Origin of the sequence: Pseudomonas sp. Ant30-3 (genome assembly GCF_000690905.1) — a bacterium.
Taxonomy (GTDB): domain Bacteria; phylum Pseudomonadota; class Gammaproteobacteria; order Pseudomonadales; family Pseudomonadaceae; genus Aquipseudomonas.
Genome location: NZ_JMCL01000049.1, coordinates 1 through 17,208, shown reverse-complemented (window position 1 = coordinate 17,208; position 17,208 = coordinate 1). Strand labels below are relative to the sequence as shown.

Genomic DNA, 17,208 nt, shown 5'->3' with positions numbered 1-17,208 from the left:
CTGCCATGCATTGTTCCATTTGTGAACGCGCAGCCAGTAATGTGGCCTCCGTCTATGCAAGACAAGGTAAAGAAATAACATGGGCAGCATGCATCCCGTACAGGTGATCGCGGTGACCGGCGGCAAAGGTGGCGTCGGCAAGACTAACGTGTCAGTGAACTTGTCCCTGGCTCTAGCTGAGCTCGGCCGGCGCGTCATGCTGCTGGACGCCGATCTGGGGCTGGCGAACGTCGACGTTCTGTTGGGGCTGACACCCAAACGTACTCTGGCCGACGTGATCGAAGGCCGCTGTGAACTGCGCGACGTATTGTTGCAAGGGCCTGGCGGAATTCGCATCGTCCCTGCCGCGTCCGGCACTCAGAGCATGGTTCATCTGAGCCCGGCACAACACGCCGGCCTGATCCAGGCGTTCAGCGATATCGGCGACAATCTCGATGTGCTGGTCATCGACACCGCTGCGGGTATTGGTGACTCGGTGGTCAGTTTTGTTCGCGCCGCGCAAGAAGTGTTGCTGGTGGTGTGCGACGAGCCGACCTCGATCACGGACGCCTACGCGCTGATCAAACTGCTGAACCGCGATTACGGCATGAACCGCTTCCGCGTCCTGGCCAACATGGCCCAGAGCCCGCAGGAAGGGCGCAACCTTTTCGCCAAGTTGACCAAAGTCACAGACCGCTTCCTCGACGTCGCTTTGCAGTACGTCGGTGCAGTGCCGTATGACGAAAGTGTACGCAAGGCGGTGCAAAAACAGCGCGCCGTCTACGAAGCGTTCCCGCGTTCCAAGTGCTCCCTGGCTTTCAAGGCTATCGCGCAAAAGGTCGATACCTGGCCATTGCCCGCCAACCCGCGTGGGCATCTGGAATTTTTCGTCGAGCGCCTCGTGCAACAGACCGCAGGACCCGTGATATGACAGCCACCGGTTACAACGTTTACAAGAAGTCGGCACCTGACGCGCAGTACGAGTTGATCGAGCGTTACGCGCCACTGGTCAAGCGCATTGCCTATCACTTGCTGGCGCGTCTGCCGGCCAGTGTCCAGGTTGAAGATCTGATTCAGGCCGGGATGATCGGGCTGCTCGAAGTGTCGACCAAATACGACGCCAGCAAAGGCGCGAGTTTCGAAACGTACGCGGGCATTCGGATCCGCGGCGCGATGCTCGACGAAGTTCGCAAGGGCGACTGGGCACCTCGCTCGGTCCACCGCAATACGCGCATGGTCAGCGACGCAATTCGCTCGATTGAAGCTAAAACCGGTCGTGACGCTAAAGATCACGAAGTTGCGGCCGAACTCCAATTGAGTCTCGATGATTACTACGGGATTTTGAACGATACCCTGGGTAGCCGTTTATTCAGTTTCGACGACCTGTTGCAGGACGGCGAACACGAAGGGCTGCACGAGGACGGCGCGAGTGCACACATGGAGCCGTCACGCGATCTGGAAGATGAACGCTTCCAGGCGGCGCTGGCGGACGCGATTGCCAATTTGCCGGAGCGTGAGCGGCTGGTGTTGGCGTTGTACTACGACGAAGAGCTGAATCTCAAGGAAATCGGCGAGGTCCTGGGGGTTAGTGAATCCCGGGTCAGCCAGTTACATAGCCAGTGCGCGGCCCGTTTGCGGGGGCGTTTGGGGGAGTGGCGAGCGCGCTGAAGGCAGTGTGGGGACACTGCGAACGTGGCTGGTGTGGTGTTGAACCGCGCCGGTCTCGATCTGCTGTGCTCCAGACAGTCATCGAGTGTTTGCCGGATTGATTGAAGTGGCGCGCCCAGGTGCTGGGCGTGTTTAAGACTGCTTGGAGGTCGAATTGGACAAGAACATGAAAATCCTCATCGTTGATGACTTCTCAACGATGCGGCGGATCATAAAAAACCTGTTGCGTGACCTTGGGTTCACCAACACGGTCGAGGCTGACGATGGCACCACCGCCATTCCGGTTCTCAACAGCGGCAGCATCGACTTTCTGGTAACAGACTGGAACATGCCTGGCATGACCGGTATCGACCTGCTGCGCCACGTGCGCGCCGATGAAAAGCTCAAGCACCTGCCGGTGCTGATGGTGACCGCTGAAGCCAAGCGCGAGCAGATCATCGAAGCGGCCCAGGCCGGTGTTAACGGCTATGTGGTCAAGCCCTTCACGGCCCAGGCGTTGAAAGACAAGATCGAGAAGATTTTCGAACGCATTGGCTGAGAAACGGCGCCACGGGGGAGCTATGGACAACAACGAATCTTCACAGGGCGATTTTGAATCGACCCTGAAAAAACACGCGGTCGAGCTGGTCGAAAGCCTTGAAAAAGGCAGGTTCGGCGACGCGGTGCAACTGATCCATGAGCTCAATCAGACCCGTGACCGCGGCCTGTATCAGGAAGTGGGCAAACTCACACGCGAGCTGCACAGCGCGATCGTCAATTTCCAGATTGACCCGCACATGCCGCAAGCCGAGGAAGTGTCCCAGATAACAGACGCCACCGAGCGTCTGGGTTATGTGGTCAAGCTGACCGAGGCCGCCGCCAACCGCACCATGGACCTGGTTGAAAACGCCACGCCACTGGTCAACGGCCTGAGCGAAGAAGCGCAGGCGCTGAGCGCGGATTGGGGACGGTTCATGCGTCGAGAGGTCGGGGCTGAAGAGTTCCGCGAACTGGCCCGGCGAGTCGACGGTTTCCTGACACGCAGCAGCGCTGACAATCGCGTGGTAGCGAGCAACCTCAACGACATCCTGCTTGCTCAGGATTATCAGGACCTCACCGGCCAAGTGATCAAGCGTGTGACCCAGCTGGTCACCGAAGTTGAAAGCAATTTGCTCAAGCTCGTGCTCATGGCCAGTCAGGTGGACCGCTTCGCGGGCATCGAACATGATCGTGATGCGATGCTTCAAGAAAAAGATCCGCAAAAACATCTCTCTCAGGGTGAAGGTCCGCAGATTCATGCCGATAAAAGAGAAGACGTTGTGTCCGGTCAGGACGATGTGGACGATTTGCTATCCAGCCTAGGGTTTTAGAATTTTAGGTTTTTTAGGTTTTTAGACCTGTAGGAGCACCCCCTTAATGAGCTTCGGCGCCGATGAAGAGATCCTTCAGGATTTCCTGGTTGAGGCCGGCGAGATTCTAGAGCAGCTGTCCGAACAGTTGGTCGAGCTGGAAAGCCGACCGGATGATGCGGATCTGCTCAATGCAATTTTTCGCGGTTTTCACACTGTAAAAGGAGGCGCCGGCTTCCTCCAGCTCAATGAGCTGGTGGAGTGCTGTCACATCGCCGAGAACGTCTTCGACATCCTGCGCAAGGGTGAGCGTCGCGTCGACTCGGAACTGATGGACGTGGTTCTCGAAGCACTGGACGCAGTAAACGCGATGTTTACCGAAGTCCGCGAACGCAGCCCGGTCACGGCCGCGACCCCTGAATTGCTGGCGGCGCTGGCACGTCTGGCAGAACCGCAGAGCGCCGATGAAGTCGCTCCTGCTGCTGAGGTGGTTACAGAACCGGTCGCCGAAAGCGATTCGGGCGACATCACTGACAATGAATTCGAACAACTGCTGGACTCACTGAATGCCGTCAAGGCACAGGCTGAGGCGCCGGCATCTGCTCCTGCTCCTGCTCCTGCTGCTAGCGGTAGCGCGGCGAGCGACGAAATCACCGACGACGAATTCGAATCGTTGCTCGATCAGTTGCATGGCAAAGGTCAGTTCGCCATTGATGCGGTCACTGTCCCTGCGGCACCAGCCGCTCCAGCCGCGCCGAAAGCCGCGGGCGACAGCTCCGACATCACCGACGACGAATTCGAAGCACTGCTCGACCAGTTGCACGGCAAAGGCAACTTCGCCGTTGGCGCGCTGGAATCGGCGATTGCCTCAGTCCCGACACCGGCTGCTCCCAAGGCTGCAGCGGCCGGCGGCGATCTGATCTCCGATCACGAGTTCGAATCGCTGCTGGACGACCTGCACGGTAAAGGCAAGTTCACCGAAGTCGGCACCGGATCGGCTGCTTCCACTGTGGCCGCGCCCGTCGCCAAAGCCGCGGCTTCTGCCGCCAAGGCGCCCGCACCGAAAGTCGAAGCACCGAAGGCTGCTGCTCCAGCGCCGGCCCGTGCTCCGGCCGCGCCATCTGCGGACAAACCCCCTAGTGAAGCGGAAACCACGGTACGGGTCGACACTGCACGCCTCGACGAAATCATGAACATGGTTGGCGAGCTGGTGCTGGTGCGTAACCGCCTGGTTCGTCTAGGTGCCAACAGCGCCGACGAGGCCATGTCCAAGGCGGTGTCGAACCTTGACGTAGTCACCGCTGATCTGCAAACCGCGGTCATGAAGACGCGGATGCAACCGATCAAGAAGGTCTTCGGGCGCTTCCCGCGTCTGGTTCGCGACCTGGCTCGCCAGCTCAAGAAAGAGATCAACCTGGAACTGGTCGGCGAAGAAACCGACCTCGATAAGAACCTCGTCGAGGCCCTCGCCGATCCGCTGGTCCACTTGGTGCGCAACTCGGTCGACCACGGTATCGAAGAGCCGGCCGAACGCGAAGCGATGGGCAAGCCCCGCAGCGGCAAGGTCATCCTGTCTGCTGAACAGGAAGGCGACCATATCCTGCTGTCCATTTCCGATGACGGCAAAGGCATGGACGCCGACGTACTGCGCGGCATTGCCGTGAAGAAAGGCCTGATGGACAAGGATGCGGCAGACCGCCTGAGCGAGTCGGACTGCTTCAACCTGATTTTTGCGCCGGGCTTCTCGACCAAGACCGAGATTTCCGACGTGTCCGGTCGTGGCGTAGGCATGGACGTGGTGAAAACCAAGATCGCCCAGCTCAACGGCACCATCAATATCTATTCGACCAAGGGCAAGGGCTCGAAGATCGTGATCAAGGTCCCGCTGACCCTGGCGATCATGCCGACGCTGATGGTCATGCTGGGCAATCAGGCCTTCGCGTTCCCGCTGGTCAACGTCAACGAGATTTTCCACCTCGACCTGTCGCGTACCAACGTGGTGGACGGTCAGGAAGTGGTGATCGTGCGCGACAAGGCGCTGCCACTGTTTTACCTCAAGCGCTGGCTGGTCAGCTCCGCCGCTCACGAAGAGCAGCGAGAAGGCCATGTGGTGATCCTTTCGGTGGGCACCCAGCGGATCGGCTTTGTCGTCGATCAGTTGGTGGGCCAGGAAGAAGTGGTCATCAAGCCATTGGGCAAAATGCTTCAGGGAACCCCGGGCATGTCCGGCGCCACCATCACCGGTGACGGGCGCATTGCGCTGATTCTCGATGTGCCGAGCATGCTCAAGCGTTACGCCGCACGGCGTATTTGATTCTGGGGGAGCGGGGCGATCAAAGCCTCGCCCCCGCCTAACGGAGTTTTTATGGCAGTCAAAGTCCTGGTGGTGGACGATTCGGGGTTTTTTCGCCGCCGCGTCTCGGAAATTCTTTCAGCGGATCCAAACATCCAAGTCGTCGGCACGGCGACCAACGGTAAAGAAGCAATCGATCAGGCGCTCGCCCTCAAGCCCGATGTGATCACCATGGACTACGAGATGCCGATGATGGATGGCATCACGGCCGTGCGTCACATCATGCAACGCTGCCCGACGCCGGTCCTGATGTTCTCCTCGCTGACTCACGAAGGCGCCCGCGTAACTCTGGATGCGCTGGACGCCGGCGCGGTTGATTTCCTGCCGAAAAATTTCGAAGATATTTCGCGTAACCCCGACAAGGTCAAACAGCTGCTGTGCGAAAAGATTCTGAGCATTTCGCGCAGCAATCGTCGCGTCAGCACATACAACGCCCCGGCTCCGGTGGTTGCGCCAGTTACCGCGCCGGCACCCGCTAGTGCCAGCAGCAGTTACGCGAGCACGGCACCGGCACGTCCGGCTCCTGCGCCGACCCCGACCCGCGCGCCTGCGGCCAGTCCGTCGTCTCCGTCGCCCAAACGCAAAGCCTATAAACTGGTAGCCATCGGTACATCCACCGGCGGACCGGTTGCGCTGCAGCGTGTCTTGACGCAATTGCCGGCCAACTTCCCAGCGCCGATCGTGTTAATTCAGCATATGCCCGCGGCGTTCACCAAGGCTTTCGCCGAACGTCTGGACAAACTCTGCCGCATCAATGTCAAGGAAGCCGAGGATGGCGACATCCTGCGTCCTGGCCTGGCGCTGCTGGCGCCGGGCGGCAAGCAAATGATGATTGACGGCCGTGGTGCGGTGAAGATTCTGCCGGGCGACGAGCGCCTCAATTACAAGCCGTGCGTGGACATCACGTTCGGTTCGGCCGCGAAGTCCTACGGTGACAAGGTTCTGGCGGTGGTGTTGACCGGCATGGGTGCCGACGGTCGCGAAGGCGCACGTCTGCTCAAGCAGGGCGGCAGTGCAATCTGGGCTCAGGATGAAGCGAGCTGCGTGATCTACGGCATGCCGATGGCCATCGTCAAAGCCGACCTCGCCGACGCGGTCTACGGTCTTGACGATATTGGCCGTCACCTGGTCGAGGCGTGTATCTGATGGATGTACTCAGCCTGATCGGGATCATCATGGCGTTCGTCGCCATCATCGGCGGCAACTACCTCGAAGGCGGTCACCTTGGCGCGCTGGCCAACGGCCCGGCAGCGTTGATCGTGATCGGCGGCACCGTCGGCGCAGCCCTGCTGCAAGCGCCGATGAGCGCCTTCAAGCGGGCGATGCAAATTGTCGGCTGGATTCTGTTTCCGCCTCGCGTCGACCTGGCGGGCGGCGTCGATCGCGTCGTCAACTGGAGCCTCACTGCACGCAAGGAAGGTTTGCTGGGTCTGGAAAGTGTGGCAGACGCCGAACCTGACAGTTACTCGCGCAAAGGCCTGCAGCTGCTGGTCGATGGCGCTGAACCGGAAGCGATTCGCAGTATTCTGGAAGTGGATTTCTACACCCAGGAAAGCCGCGACATCGAAGCCGCGAAATTTTTCGAGAGCATGGGCGGTTACGCGCCGACCATTGGCATCATCGGTGCGGTGATGGGCCTGATCCATGTCATGGGCAATCTGGCCGATCCATCGCAACTGGGCAGCGGCATTGCCGTGGCGTTCGTCGCCACCATCTATGGTGTGGCCAGCGCCAACCTGGTGTTGCTGCCCATTGCCGCCAAGCTCAAGTCGGTTGCCTTGCGCCAGTCGCGTTACCGCGAAATGTTGCTCGAAGGCATTTTGTCGATCGCCGAAGGTGAAAACCCTCGCTCTATCGAGTTGAAGCTTCAGGGCTTCATGGATTGATGGAGGAGGTGAATCGTGGCTCGACGCAGGCATCGTGAAGAACATGTAAACCATGAACGCTGGCTCGTTTCTTACGCCGACTTCATCACGTTGCTGTTCGCCTTTTTTGTGGTGATGTACTCCATTTCTTCGATCAACGAAGGCAAGTACAAAGTCATTTCGCAAGCCCTGGTCGGCGTGTTCAACGACGCCGATCGCGCGCTCAAGCCGATTCCGATTGGCGACGAGCGCCCGTTGTCCGTGACCCCGGCCAAACCGCTGGTCAAGGACAGCGAGCAGATCGACGCCGGTATCTCCGGCGCGAGCGACCCGCTTAAAAGCATTGCCGATGACATCAGCGCTGCGTTCGGTGACCTGATCAAATCCAACCAGATGACCGTGCGCGGCAATGAGCTGTGGGTCGAGATCGAACTCAATTCCAGCCTGTTGTTCGGCAGTGGCGACGCCATGCCCAGCGACATGGCATTCAGCATCATCGACAAGGTGGCGGCGATCGTGAAACCGTTCGATAACCCGATTCACGTCGAAGGCTTCACCGACGATCAGCCAATCCGCACTGCGCAATACCCGACCAACTGGGAACTGTCCTCGGCCCGTTCGTCGAGCATCGTGCGCATGCTGGCCATGCAAGGGGTTAACCCCGGTCGACTGGCGTCGGTCGGTTACGGTGAATTTCAGCCGGTGGCCAACAACGCCACCGGTGAAGGCCGCGCGCGCAATCGTCGCGTGGTCCTGGTGGTTTCGCGCAATCTGGATGTGCGTCGCAGTCTGACCGGCACCGGTACCGCTCATGCGCAACCGGACGCCGCATTGAAGCGGGCTGGCACACAAACTGCACCTACCCCGGTCAAGTCGCCGGGACGAGAGAGCGCCGTCAATTCTCCGTCACCCGCATTAACACGTTGAGCTATTTTCCCGGTCGATCCAGCCGGGTGGAACAATCCGAATGAGAGTCTGGGCAGTCGCCAATCAAAAGGGTGGTGTTGGTAAAACCACTTCCTCCATCGCTCTGGCCGGGTTACTGGCTGAGGCGGGCAAGCGCGTGGTCGTGGTCGATCTCGACCCCCACGGCTCGATGACCAGTTACTTCGGTTATGACCCCGACAGCCTGGAGCACAGCAGCTACGACCTTTTCCTGCACAAGGGCAGCGTGCCCGCAGGTTTGCCTGGGCAACTGCTGCTACCGACCAGTCACGCAAGTATTTCCCTGCTGCCGTCGAGCACCGCGCTGGCCACCCTTGAGCGCCAGTCGCCGGGGCAAAGTGGCCTGGGGCTGGTGATTGCCAAGAGTCTGGCGCAGCTGTGGCAGGACTTCGATTACGCTGTTATTGACAGCCCGCCGTTGCTCGGTCTGCTGATGGTCAATGCCTTGGCGGCCAGCCAGCAATTGGTGATTCCAGTGCAGACCGAACACCTGGCAGTCAAAGGCCTTGAGCGCATGGTCAACACCTTGGCGATGATCAACCGTTCACGCAAAGTCGCGCTGCCTTTCAGCATTGTGCCGACCCTCTTCGACCGCCGCACTCAGGCGTCGCTGGGCACCTTGCGCGTGCTTCGCGATAAATACCCGGAAGAGATCTGGCAAGGCTACATTCCCGTCGACACGCGCCTGCGCGATGCCAGCCGTGCCGGCGTGACGCCTTCGCAATTCGACGGCAAGAGCCGTGGTGTGCTGGCGTATCGTGCGCTGCTCAAGCACATGCTCACCACACAACTCGTTCCGCAGGTGGCTTGATGAATTCATTACCTGTAGGCGTTGCCGCAGGCTGCGATCTGTTGATCTTGCTTTGCGACGTTTTCGAGATTGCTGAAAGATCGCAGCCTGCGGCAGCTCCTACAGTGGGGGCGTGCTCATGAGCAAGCCGCTGAAGATCACTTCACGTCCGCAATTGGCGCTCCAGTCTTATCTGGACAACTTGCTGATGGACGCGACTGAAGACTGGGTGGCACCCGAAATCGAAGCGGCGGCCGAGCTGGTCGAAGTTGTCGAAGAGGAGGGCGCACTGGATGAATTCCAGGCAGCAGTGCTCGAAGAGCAGGCCCGCGATGCGCAAAAACCTGCAGTAGCAGCCGCGCCTGTTATCGCGCCAGTATTGGCCGCCGTCGCCAGGGCACCGGTTGTCCTTGAAGAGGCGCCTGCACCGGTGCTGGCACCCGTCTCGACCATCGCACCTTTGTTACAGGCCTTGGTGCCGCCGGTTGTCGAAGTGCACCTGCCACCGAGCAACACGCCACCGCCGGTCGCGAGCAACGGCCGACCCGCCTGGGCCGCCGAACCGTTCGAATGCCTGTTGTTCGATGTCGCCGGTTTGACGCTCGCCGTTCCGCTGGTGTGCCTGGGCTCGATTTATTCGTTGGCCGGCCATGAGCTGACGCCGCTGTTCGGTCAGCCGGAATGGTTCCTGGGGATCCTGCCGAGTCAGGCGGGTAACCTCAAAGTGCTGGACACTGCGCGCTGGGTGATGCCCGACCGCTACCGCGATGATTTTCGCCAGGGCTTGCAATACGTTATTTCGGTTCAGGGCTACGAATGGGGGTTGGCCGTGCATCAGGTCAGCCGCTCGTTGCGCCTGGACCCCAACGAAATCAAATGGCGCAGCCATCGCGGTCAGCGACCGTGGCTGGCTGGCACGGTGATCGAACACATGTGTGCTTTGCTCGACGTTTCCGAACTGGCCGAGCTGATCGCCAGCGGCGGAGCAAAGCACATGGGCGGCAGCAAGCCCACGCTCAAATCAACCTAACAAACAAGTACGGGCAGTCAGTGCCCATACACGGAACACACACCGCCAGCGCGGTTTTTCGAGGGGCAGGGTATGAACGACAAGGCAACAGCGGCAAAGGGCTCCGAAGATCCGATCCTGCAATGGGTGACCTTCAAGCTTGATAACGAAACCTACGGCATCAACGTGATGCGCGTTCAGGAAGTGTTGCGTTACACCGAAATCGCTCCGGTTCCGGGTGCGCCAAGCTACGTGCTGGGCATCATCAACCTGCGCGGTAACGTGGTCACCGTGATCGACACCCGTCAGCGCTTCGGCCTGATGAATGCCGAAATCAGCGACAACACCCGCATCGTCATCATCGAAGCCGACAAGCAAGTGGTCGGGATCATGGTCGACAGCGTTGCCGAAGTGGTTTACCTGCGTCAGTCGGAAATCGAGACGGCGCCGAACGTCGGTAACGAAGAATCCGCCAAGTTCATTCAAGGCGTGTGCAACAAGAACAACGAACTGCTGATCCTCGTCGAGCTGGACAAGATGATGAGCGAAGAAGAATGGTCGGATCTGGAGAACATCTGATTGATTCTTGAGGTAGCGGTAGTTGTCCTGTTCCTGTTCTGGGCGGGCACGCTGGCAATGTTTCTGGCGTACATACGCGCTCAACGACAGATTGCCGTGCAACAGGCCGAGGGCGATGCGCTGCGTGATCAGCGCATCAAGGACCTGTCCAAGCGCGTCGACGATTATCAGAGTGGCAACGTGCGCATGGGCGAAAGCCTGCACGAGCTGCGCGCAATCGTCGCGCCATTGCCGGACAAACTGGCGCAGCTTGAACAGCGCGACCCCTCGAGCCTGTCGTTTGCCCAGGCGGCGCGATTGGTTGGGATGGGCGCGAGCGTCGATGAACTGACGGCGTCCTGCGGCCTGACCCAGGCCGAGGCCGAGTTGATGCGCAAGATGCATAAGAACTGATTGCTACGATCGCTTCGAAGCCGCTTTCGCGAGCAAGCCCGCTCCCACATGTAATCTCGGCCGGCCACAAAATCCGTGTTCGTCGAAGATCAAATGTGGGAGCGGGCTTGCTCGCGAAGGCGTCCTTAAAATCTCAATAATCATCCCCACGCTCGGTCACATCCTTCTCGACCATCGGCGCATCCGGATCATGTCCCTGCGGGAACTTGCCCTTCAGATTCCATGCGAACGCAATGATCTCGGCAATCGTCCGATACAACTCCTCTGGAATACTGTCGCCCAGTTCCATCCTCGCCAGCAACTTGACCAGTTCAGCATTCTCGTAAATCGGTACTTCACATTCGCGAGCGATCCGCAGGATTTCTTCGGCCAGTGCTACGTCACCTTTCGCAGTGAGAGTCGGCGCGTGGGTTCCGTCGTATTTGAGGGCGATGGCCTGGCGGGGAGTATCGGAGGTGTTCATGCGGTTTCGTCGACCCAGCGCTGTTCCAGACGGGTGTGAGCGCCTTGCGGCGGTGTGCCGAGGTGGCAATCGAGATCACCGACGTTGAGGCCCGAGGCCAGCAGCTTTTCACGCAATCCGGCGAGGTTGCTTTCGATCAGATTCGCCGTGTACGGCCGTTCAGCCCACAGCTGACTGGACAGGCTGCCCTTGATTAACTGCGCCTGAATCTGCATAGGCCCTAGCGGCTCCATGTCGAACGCCAGCTCGACGCGCCACAATTGCTGCTTAGGCTCGCGTTCGTCACGGCGCTCGTTGGGCAGCTCCTTTTCGGGGGCGTCTTCACGCTGGAATTTAACTTGTAGGGGCACGATGTCTTGCAGATTGCGCATCGGGATTTCCAGCTGCCAGGTGCTCATCAGCCGGCCATCATCCGTCACGCCGGTTTGCTCCAGGCTCGATAATTGATGGGTTTGCAGACGTGAGACTGCCGCGGCCGCAAGACGCAATAAATGTTCAAGATCGCCTTCGCCTTCCGAACTTTGCAGCATGCGCTCCGGCAATGGAAAACTGCCCGGCTGCGGCTTGGCGCTGACCTGACCGAGCATCCCCAAGGCGCTGCGCACGAAGCTCGGCATGGTTTGCGCCAGCGTATTGGCGGCGATGATCGCGTTCAGGTGGGTATTGGCCGGCAAGCCCGGGGTGAGTTGCGCAATGAGCTTGAGCAGATCACCTTTCATGTCGGGCGCCAGTGACGGGTTCTGTCCGGCCAGCAACTTGGCTTCCAGAAACTGGCCACTGTTGGCAAGCGCCTGGGCCAGGCCTTTGGGTGTGCTCAGTTGTTGTACGTCCGGCAGGCCGGCCAGCAGCCTCTCAACCGCTGCGCGCAGATCGCGCGGGGTCTGCTCGGATGCCGGCAGGTTTTGCAGGAGTTTGAGCAGTCCGTCCAGCGAGCCCTGGCGGCTTTGCTGGCTGACCAGTTGCTGCGTCACCGCCAGCTGTTCCTGACGGTTGGCCAGCGGAACGAATTTCAAGGTGTGCGCATCCTGCACCAGTGCGCTGAGCAGCGTGCCGATGCGCAAGGGCGTCGGGCTGTCGATATTCATCGTGCTGCCGGCTTGTGCGGTGTTCAACAAACTCACCAGCGAGCGAAACACGGTCGGCTGGCCCGGCACCTGCGGCAATACCTGGGACGTCAGCACTTTACCTTGCAACAGCGTGCCGACCGGCAACTGTGCGGTGTCGAGGCGGGTGAGGGTGGCCACATTCGAGGCGATCGCCTGCTGCACCGTCACGGCCAGGTTGCCCGCAGACGGCTGAGTGATCGCCAGGTTAGTGCCTTGGGGCAGCGGCTGTGTGCTGGTCGCTTGCACGGTGGTCTGACGGCCACTGTCGAGCGTGACCTTCAGCAGCAATTGAAAGGTTTGATCCGCCTGCTTCAAGGAAAGCACTTCAGCCTTGGCGCTCTGGCCGGCAGCGATCAAGCCCTCCATCGGTGCCAGCAGCTTGAGGAGCTCGCCGCTGATGACTTGCGGCCGCGAGTTCGCGGGCGAGGTCGGCGGCAGCGGGAGGATGTTCATTTCGCCTGTCATACGCGGTCACAACCTGAAGAAATTGCCCTCTTTAGAGTAGGGCACGGCATGTATAATGCCGCCCCGTTGTCATCGGGGCGCTAAAAACATTGCATTTGTTTGACGCAGCTCTCTGGAACGGGTCGCCAATGCACTTATCCTGCATCTCTTTAGCGGCCGCACCCTTGCCGACTTGAACCGTAAAGGCCCGTGATCTCTTGACCAGTCCAGTCCTGCAAACCGTTGCCCTCGCCTGTGAGCGAGACCTTCGGCTGCTCTTCGAAAACCTCGAATTGCGACTGGGCAGCGGCGAAATGCTGCAGATCAGCGGACCCAACGGCAGTGGCAAAACCAGCCTGCTGCGCTTGTTGTCCGGCCTGATGCAACCGACTGCCGGCCAAGTGTTGCTCAACGGCCAGCCGCTGCACGAACAACGCAGTGAGCTGGCGCGCAATCTGTTGTGGATCGGTCATGCCGCTGGCATCAAGGACTTGCTGACACCAGAGGAAAACCTCAGCTGGCTCTGTGCACTGCATCAACCGGCGTCTCATGAAGCCATCTGGCAGGCGCTCGCGGCAGTGGGCCTGCGCGGTTTCGAAGATGTGCCCTGTCACACGCTGTCCGCCGGGCAACAACGTCGCGTGGCGCTGGCCCGCTTGTATCTGGCCAGCCCGCCACTGTGGATTCTCGACGAGCCATTCACCGCCCTCGACAAGCAAGGCGTGGCGCAACTTGAAGACCATCTGGCCGCGCACTGCGAGCGCGGTGGCTTGGTGGTGTTGACCACCCATCACACGCTGACCCGGATGCCGGCCGGCTACCGCGATATTGATCTGGGGAACTGGGCCGTATGAGTGTTTTCGGCCTGTTGGTCGCCCGCGAGGCACGTCTGCTGTTCCGCCGTCCTGCCGAGTTGGCCAATCCGCTGGTGTTCTTCGCCATCGTGGTCGCGCTGTTCCCGTTGGCGGTCGGACCCGAGTCTCAATTGTTGCAAACCTTGTCTCCGGGACTGGTCTGGGTGGCAGCGCTTTTATCGGTTCTGCTCTCGCTGGACGGGCTCTTCCGCAGTGATTTCGAGGATGGTTCCCTGGAACAGTGGGTCCTTTCGCCGCACCCCCTGCCTCTTCTGGTTTTGGCCAAGGTGCTGGCACACTGGGCTTTCTCCGGTCTGGCGCTGGTGTTGCTGGCACCGCTGCTCGCGCTGATGCTCGGTTTACCGGCCGCCTGTCTGCCGGTGTTGCTGCTTTCATTATTGCTGGGTACACCGGTGCTGAGCTTGCTCGGAGCGGTGGGTGCAGCGCTGACGGTCGGGCTGAAGCGCGGTGGTCTGTTACTCGCGCTGCTGATTCTGCCGTTGTACATCCCGGTGTTGATTCTTGGCAGTGGCGCCTTGCAGGCCGCTTTGCAGGGAATGCCGGCGACCGGTTATCTGTTGTGGCTGGGTAGCCTGACCGCCTTAGCGATAACCCTGACACCCTTTGCGATAGCGGCTGGCCTGAAGATCAGCGTCGGCGAATAATAATAAGCTCTGCTCAATTCTTGACCACCTCGTCAAGAAAGCAGACCCTTGACTGCTCGTGATAACGAGCGGCAACCGTGATGGAAATTGCAATGAACTGGACCTGGTTTCACAAGCTCGGCTCACCCAAATGGTTCTACGGCATCAGCGGCAAAATGCTGCCGTGGCTGAGCGTCGCCGCGTTATTGCTGATCGGCGTTGGCGTGGTGTGGGGCCTGGCGTTTGCTCCGCCGGACTATCAGCAAGGCAACAGCTTTCGCATCATCTATATCCACGTGCCTGCCGCGATGCTGGCGCAGTCCATCTACGTGATGCTGGCCGTTTGCGGCATCGTCGGGCTGGTGTGGAAAATGAAACTGGCCGACGTCGCCCTGCAATGTGCTGCCCCCATCGGTGCGTGGATGACCGCCGTGGCGCTGGTCACCGGCGCGATCTGGGGCAAGCCGACCTGGGGCTCATGGTGGGTCTGGGATGCGCGATTGACGTCGATGCTGATTCTGCTGTTTCTGTACTTCGGTCTGATTGCGCTGGGCAACGCCATCAGCAATCGCGACAGCGCGGCCAAGGCCTGCGCGGTACTGGCGATTGTCGGTGTGATCAATATTCCGATCATCAAATATTCGGTGGAGTGGTGGAACACCCTGCATCAGGGTGCGACCTTCACCCTCACCGAAAAACCGGCCATGCCCGCCGAGATGTGGCTGCCGCTGCTGCTGACGGTACTGGGTTTCTACTGTTTCTTCGGCGCCGTGCTGTTGCTGCGCATGCGTCTCGAAGTGCTCAAGCGTGAAGCCCGCGCCAGTTGGGTGAAAGCGGAAGTGCAGAACAGCCTGGAGGTCGCGCGATGAGTTTTGCTTCGTTCGGTGACTTTCTCGCCATGGGCCATCACGGCCTGTATGTCTGGTCGGCCTATGGCATTTGCCTGGCGGTGCTGATCCTCAACGTCGCGGCGCCGATCCTGGCCCGCAAGCGGTATCTGCAACAAGAGGCGCGTCGTCTGCGCCGGGAGAACGGCAAGTGAATCCGCTGCGCAAAAAGCGTCTGATCATCATTCTGGCAATCCTCGTCGGCGTCGGCGCGGCTGTCGGCCTGGCCCTGAGTGCCCTGCAGCAGAACATCAATCTGTTTTACACGCCCACCCAGATTGCCAACGGCGAAGCGCCGAAAGACACGCGCATTCGCGCCGGTGGCATGGTCGAGGCGGGTTCGCTGCAACGCTCTGGCGATTCGCTGGACGTGAAATTTATCGTCACCGATTTCAATAAATCCGTGACCATCAGCTACCGCGGCATCCTGCCCGATCTGTTCCGCGAAGGGCAGGGCATTGTCGCCCTCGGCAAACTCAACGCAGACGGCGTGGTCGTGGCCGATGAAGTACTGGCCAAGCACGATGAAAAATACATGCCGCCGGAAGTTACCAAAGCCCTGAAAGACAGCGGCATGTCAGCACCCACTCCAGCGAAAGAGGGCTAACCGATGAGTTCTGCACTGTATAGCTCGGGTCTGTTCATTCCCGAACTGGGCCATCTGGCGATGATTCTGGCGCTGTGTTTCGCGCTGGTTCAGTCCGTGGTGCCATTGTTCGGAGCCTGGCGTGGCGATCGTTTGTGGATGAGCCTCGCGCAGCCAGCTGCCTGGGGTCAGTTTGCGTTCTTGCTGTTCGCCTTTGGATGCCTGACCTACGCCTTCATGGTCGACGATTTCTCGGTTGATTACGTGGCGAGCAACTCCAACAGCGCCCTGCCGTGGTACTACAAATTCAGCGCGGTGTGGGGCGCCCATGAAGGCTCTTTGCTGCTGTGGGCGTTGATTCTCGGCGGCTGGACCTTTGCTGTCTCGGTATTCTCCCGGCAATTGCCCCAAGTGATGCTCGCGCGCGTGCTGGCGATAATGGGCATGATCAGCACCGGGTTCCTGCTGTTCCTGATCCTCACCTCCAATCCGTTTGCGCGGATCCTGCCGCAAATTCCCACTGACGGGCGCGACCTCAACCCGTTGCTGCAGGACATTGGCCTGATCGTGCACCCGCCAATGCTGTACATGGGTTATGTCGGTTTCTCGGTGGCCTTCGCATTCGCCATCGCTGCACTGCTCGGTGGTCGTCTCGATGCCGCGTGGGCGCGTTGGTCGCGTCCATGGACCATCGTCGCCTGGGCCTTTCTCGGCATCGGCATCACCCTCGGTTCGTGGTGGGCTTACTACGAACTCGGTTGGGGCGGCTGGTGGTTCTGGGATCCGGTGGAAAATGCCTCGTTCATGCCTTGGCTGGTCGGCACGGCGCTGATTCACTCGCTGGCGGTCACGGAAAAACGCGGTGTGTTCAAAAGCTGGACGGTGTTGCTGGCTATTGCGGCGTTCTCGCTGAGTTTGCTCGGGACGTTTCTCGTGCGTTCCGGCGTGCTGACCTCGGTGCACGCCTTCGCCTCCGACCCTGAGCGCGGCGTGTTCATCCTGATCTTCCTGATGTTTGTGGTCGGTGGTTCGCTGACGTTGTTCGCCCTGCGCGCGCCGGTGGTGAAAAGCCATGTCGGTTTCAATCTGTGGTCACGGGAAACCCTATTGTTGGGTAACAACCTGGTGCTGGTCGTGGCGGCCTCGATGATCCTGCTTGGCACGCTGTACCCGCTGATTCTCGATGCGATGACCGGCGCCAAGCTGTCGGTTGGCCCGCCGTATTTCAACGCGCTGTTCATTCCGTTGATGGCGTTGCTGATGATGGTCATGGCGGTCGGCATGCTGGTGCGCTGGAAAGACACGCCGGTCAAAT

Annotated in this window: 20 protein-coding genes; 18 read left to right on the top strand and 2 right to left on the bottom strand. The window is 59.9% G+C overall.

What is annotated here, in order from left to right; all coding sequences use genetic code 11:
* Positions 1-79: 79 nt before the first annotated feature.
* From fleN to DU29_RS0112785, 12 genes are all read left to right on the top strand, one after another.
* Complete coding sequence (fleN, locus tag DU29_RS0112840; RefSeq protein ID WP_007983353.1) at positions 80-910, top strand: flagellar synthesis regulator FleN; 831 nt, start codon at positions 80-82, stop codon at positions 908-910.
* Complete coding sequence (gene fliA / locus DU29_RS0112835; protein ID WP_028622075.1) at positions 907-1,647, top strand: RNA polymerase sigma factor FliA; 741 nt, start codon at positions 907-909, stop codon at positions 1,645-1,647. The genes fleN and fliA overlap by 4 nt, the downstream gene beginning before the upstream one ends.
* 166 nt (positions 1,648-1,813) lie before the next feature.
* Positions 1,814-2,185, top strand: a complete 372-nt coding sequence (locus tag DU29_RS0112830; protein ID WP_024012118.1) for a chemotaxis response regulator CheY — start codon at positions 1,814-1,816, stop codon at positions 2,183-2,185.
* Positions 2,186-2,207: 22 nt separating this feature from the next.
* The gene (locus DU29_RS0112825; RefSeq protein ID WP_028622073.1) at positions 2,208-2,996 is read left to right on the top strand and encodes a protein phosphatase CheZ; all 789 of its coding nucleotides are present in this window, start codon (positions 2,208-2,210) and stop codon (positions 2,994-2,996) included.
* A gap of 46 nt (positions 2,997-3,042) precedes the next feature.
* A complete protein-coding gene (locus tag DU29_RS0112820; protein ID WP_028622072.1) occupies positions 3,043-5,289 on the top strand; it encodes a chemotaxis protein CheA in 2,247 nt (748 codons plus the stop codon).
* Between the two features lie 51 nt (positions 5,290-5,340).
* Positions 5,341-6,474, top strand: a complete 1,134-nt coding sequence (locus DU29_RS0112815) for a protein-glutamate methylesterase/protein-glutamine glutaminase (protein WP_028622071.1) — start codon at positions 5,341-5,343, stop codon at positions 6,472-6,474.
* A complete protein-coding gene (locus DU29_RS0112810) occupies positions 6,474-7,214 on the top strand; it encodes a flagellar motor protein (protein ID WP_028622070.1) in 741 nt (246 codons plus the stop codon). Before DU29_RS0112815 ends, DU29_RS0112810 begins: the two co-directional genes overlap by 1 nt.
* A gap of 12 nt (positions 7,215-7,226) precedes the next feature.
* Positions 7,227-8,120, top strand: coding sequence for a flagellar motor protein MotD (gene motD, locus DU29_RS0112805; protein ID WP_442961297.1), 894 nt, complete (start codon positions 7,227-7,229; stop codon positions 8,118-8,120).
* A gap of 40 nt (positions 8,121-8,160) precedes the next feature.
* Entirely contained in the window at positions 8,161-8,949 is a 789-nt protein-coding gene (locus tag DU29_RS0112800) for a ParA family protein (RefSeq protein WP_028622068.1), read from the top strand.
* A gap of 118 nt (positions 8,950-9,067) precedes the next feature.
* Positions 9,068-9,958 (top strand): CheW domain-containing protein, encoded by an 891-nt coding sequence (locus DU29_RS0112795; protein ID WP_028622067.1) that lies wholly within the window; start codon positions 9,068-9,070, stop codon positions 9,956-9,958.
* 72 nt (positions 9,959-10,030) lie between these two features.
* Entirely contained in the window at positions 10,031-10,516 is a 486-nt protein-coding gene (locus tag DU29_RS0112790) for a chemotaxis protein CheW (protein ID WP_007946765.1), read from the top strand.
* The gene (locus DU29_RS0112785) at positions 10,517-10,909 is read left to right on the top strand and encodes a DUF2802 domain-containing protein (RefSeq protein WP_028622066.1); all 393 of its coding nucleotides are present in this window, start codon (positions 10,517-10,519) and stop codon (positions 10,907-10,909) included.
* Between the two features lie 133 nt (positions 10,910-11,042).
* Here DU29_RS0112785 and DU29_RS0112780 read toward each other — a convergent pair whose 3' ends face one another.
* Together DU29_RS0112780 and fliK are read right to left on the bottom strand one after the other, a co-directional pair.
* Positions 11,043-11,372 (bottom strand): EscU/YscU/HrcU family type III secretion system export apparatus switch protein, encoded by a 330-nt coding sequence (locus DU29_RS0112780; protein ID WP_028622065.1) that lies wholly within the window; start codon positions 11,370-11,372, stop codon positions 11,043-11,045.
* The gene (fliK, locus tag DU29_RS0112775) at positions 11,369-12,943 is read right to left on the bottom strand and encodes a flagellar hook-length control protein FliK (protein WP_028622064.1); all 1,575 of its coding nucleotides are present in this window, start codon (positions 12,941-12,943) and stop codon (positions 11,369-11,371) included. The genes DU29_RS0112780 and fliK overlap by 4 nt, the downstream gene beginning before the upstream one ends.
* A gap of 197 nt (positions 12,944-13,140) precedes the next feature.
* Between fliK and ccmA the strand changes: the two genes are divergently transcribed.
* The 6 genes from ccmA to DU29_RS0112745 form a co-directional block, all read left to right on the top strand.
* On the top strand, positions 13,141-13,776 hold the full coding sequence (ccmA, locus tag DU29_RS0112770; protein ID WP_028622063.1) for a cytochrome c biogenesis heme-transporting ATPase CcmA: 636 nt from the start codon (positions 13,141-13,143) through the stop codon (positions 13,774-13,776).
* Positions 13,773-14,441, top strand: coding sequence for a heme exporter protein CcmB (ccmB, locus tag DU29_RS0112765; RefSeq protein WP_028622062.1), 669 nt, complete (start codon positions 13,773-13,775; stop codon positions 14,439-14,441). Before ccmA ends, ccmB begins: the two co-directional genes overlap by 4 nt.
* A 92-nt stretch (positions 14,442-14,533) precedes the next feature.
* Positions 14,534-15,289: a heme ABC transporter permease gene (locus tag DU29_RS0112760; protein ID WP_028622061.1), complete on the top strand. Its 756-nt coding sequence runs from the start codon at positions 14,534-14,536 to the stop codon at positions 15,287-15,289.
* Positions 15,286-15,462, top strand: a complete 177-nt coding sequence (gene ccmD, locus DU29_RS0112755) for a heme exporter protein CcmD (protein ID WP_028622060.1) — start codon at positions 15,286-15,288, stop codon at positions 15,460-15,462. The genes DU29_RS0112760 and ccmD overlap by 4 nt, the downstream gene beginning before the upstream one ends.
* On the top strand, positions 15,459-15,914 hold the full coding sequence (ccmE, locus tag DU29_RS0112750) for a cytochrome c maturation protein CcmE (protein WP_028622059.1): 456 nt from the start codon (positions 15,459-15,461) through the stop codon (positions 15,912-15,914). The genes ccmD and ccmE overlap by 4 nt, the downstream gene beginning before the upstream one ends.
* Positions 15,915-15,917: 3 nt before the next feature.
* Positions 15,918-17,208, top strand: a 1,291-nt coding sequence (locus DU29_RS0112745; protein WP_028622058.1) for a heme lyase CcmF/NrfE family subunit, incomplete at its 3' end; no start/stop codon positions are given.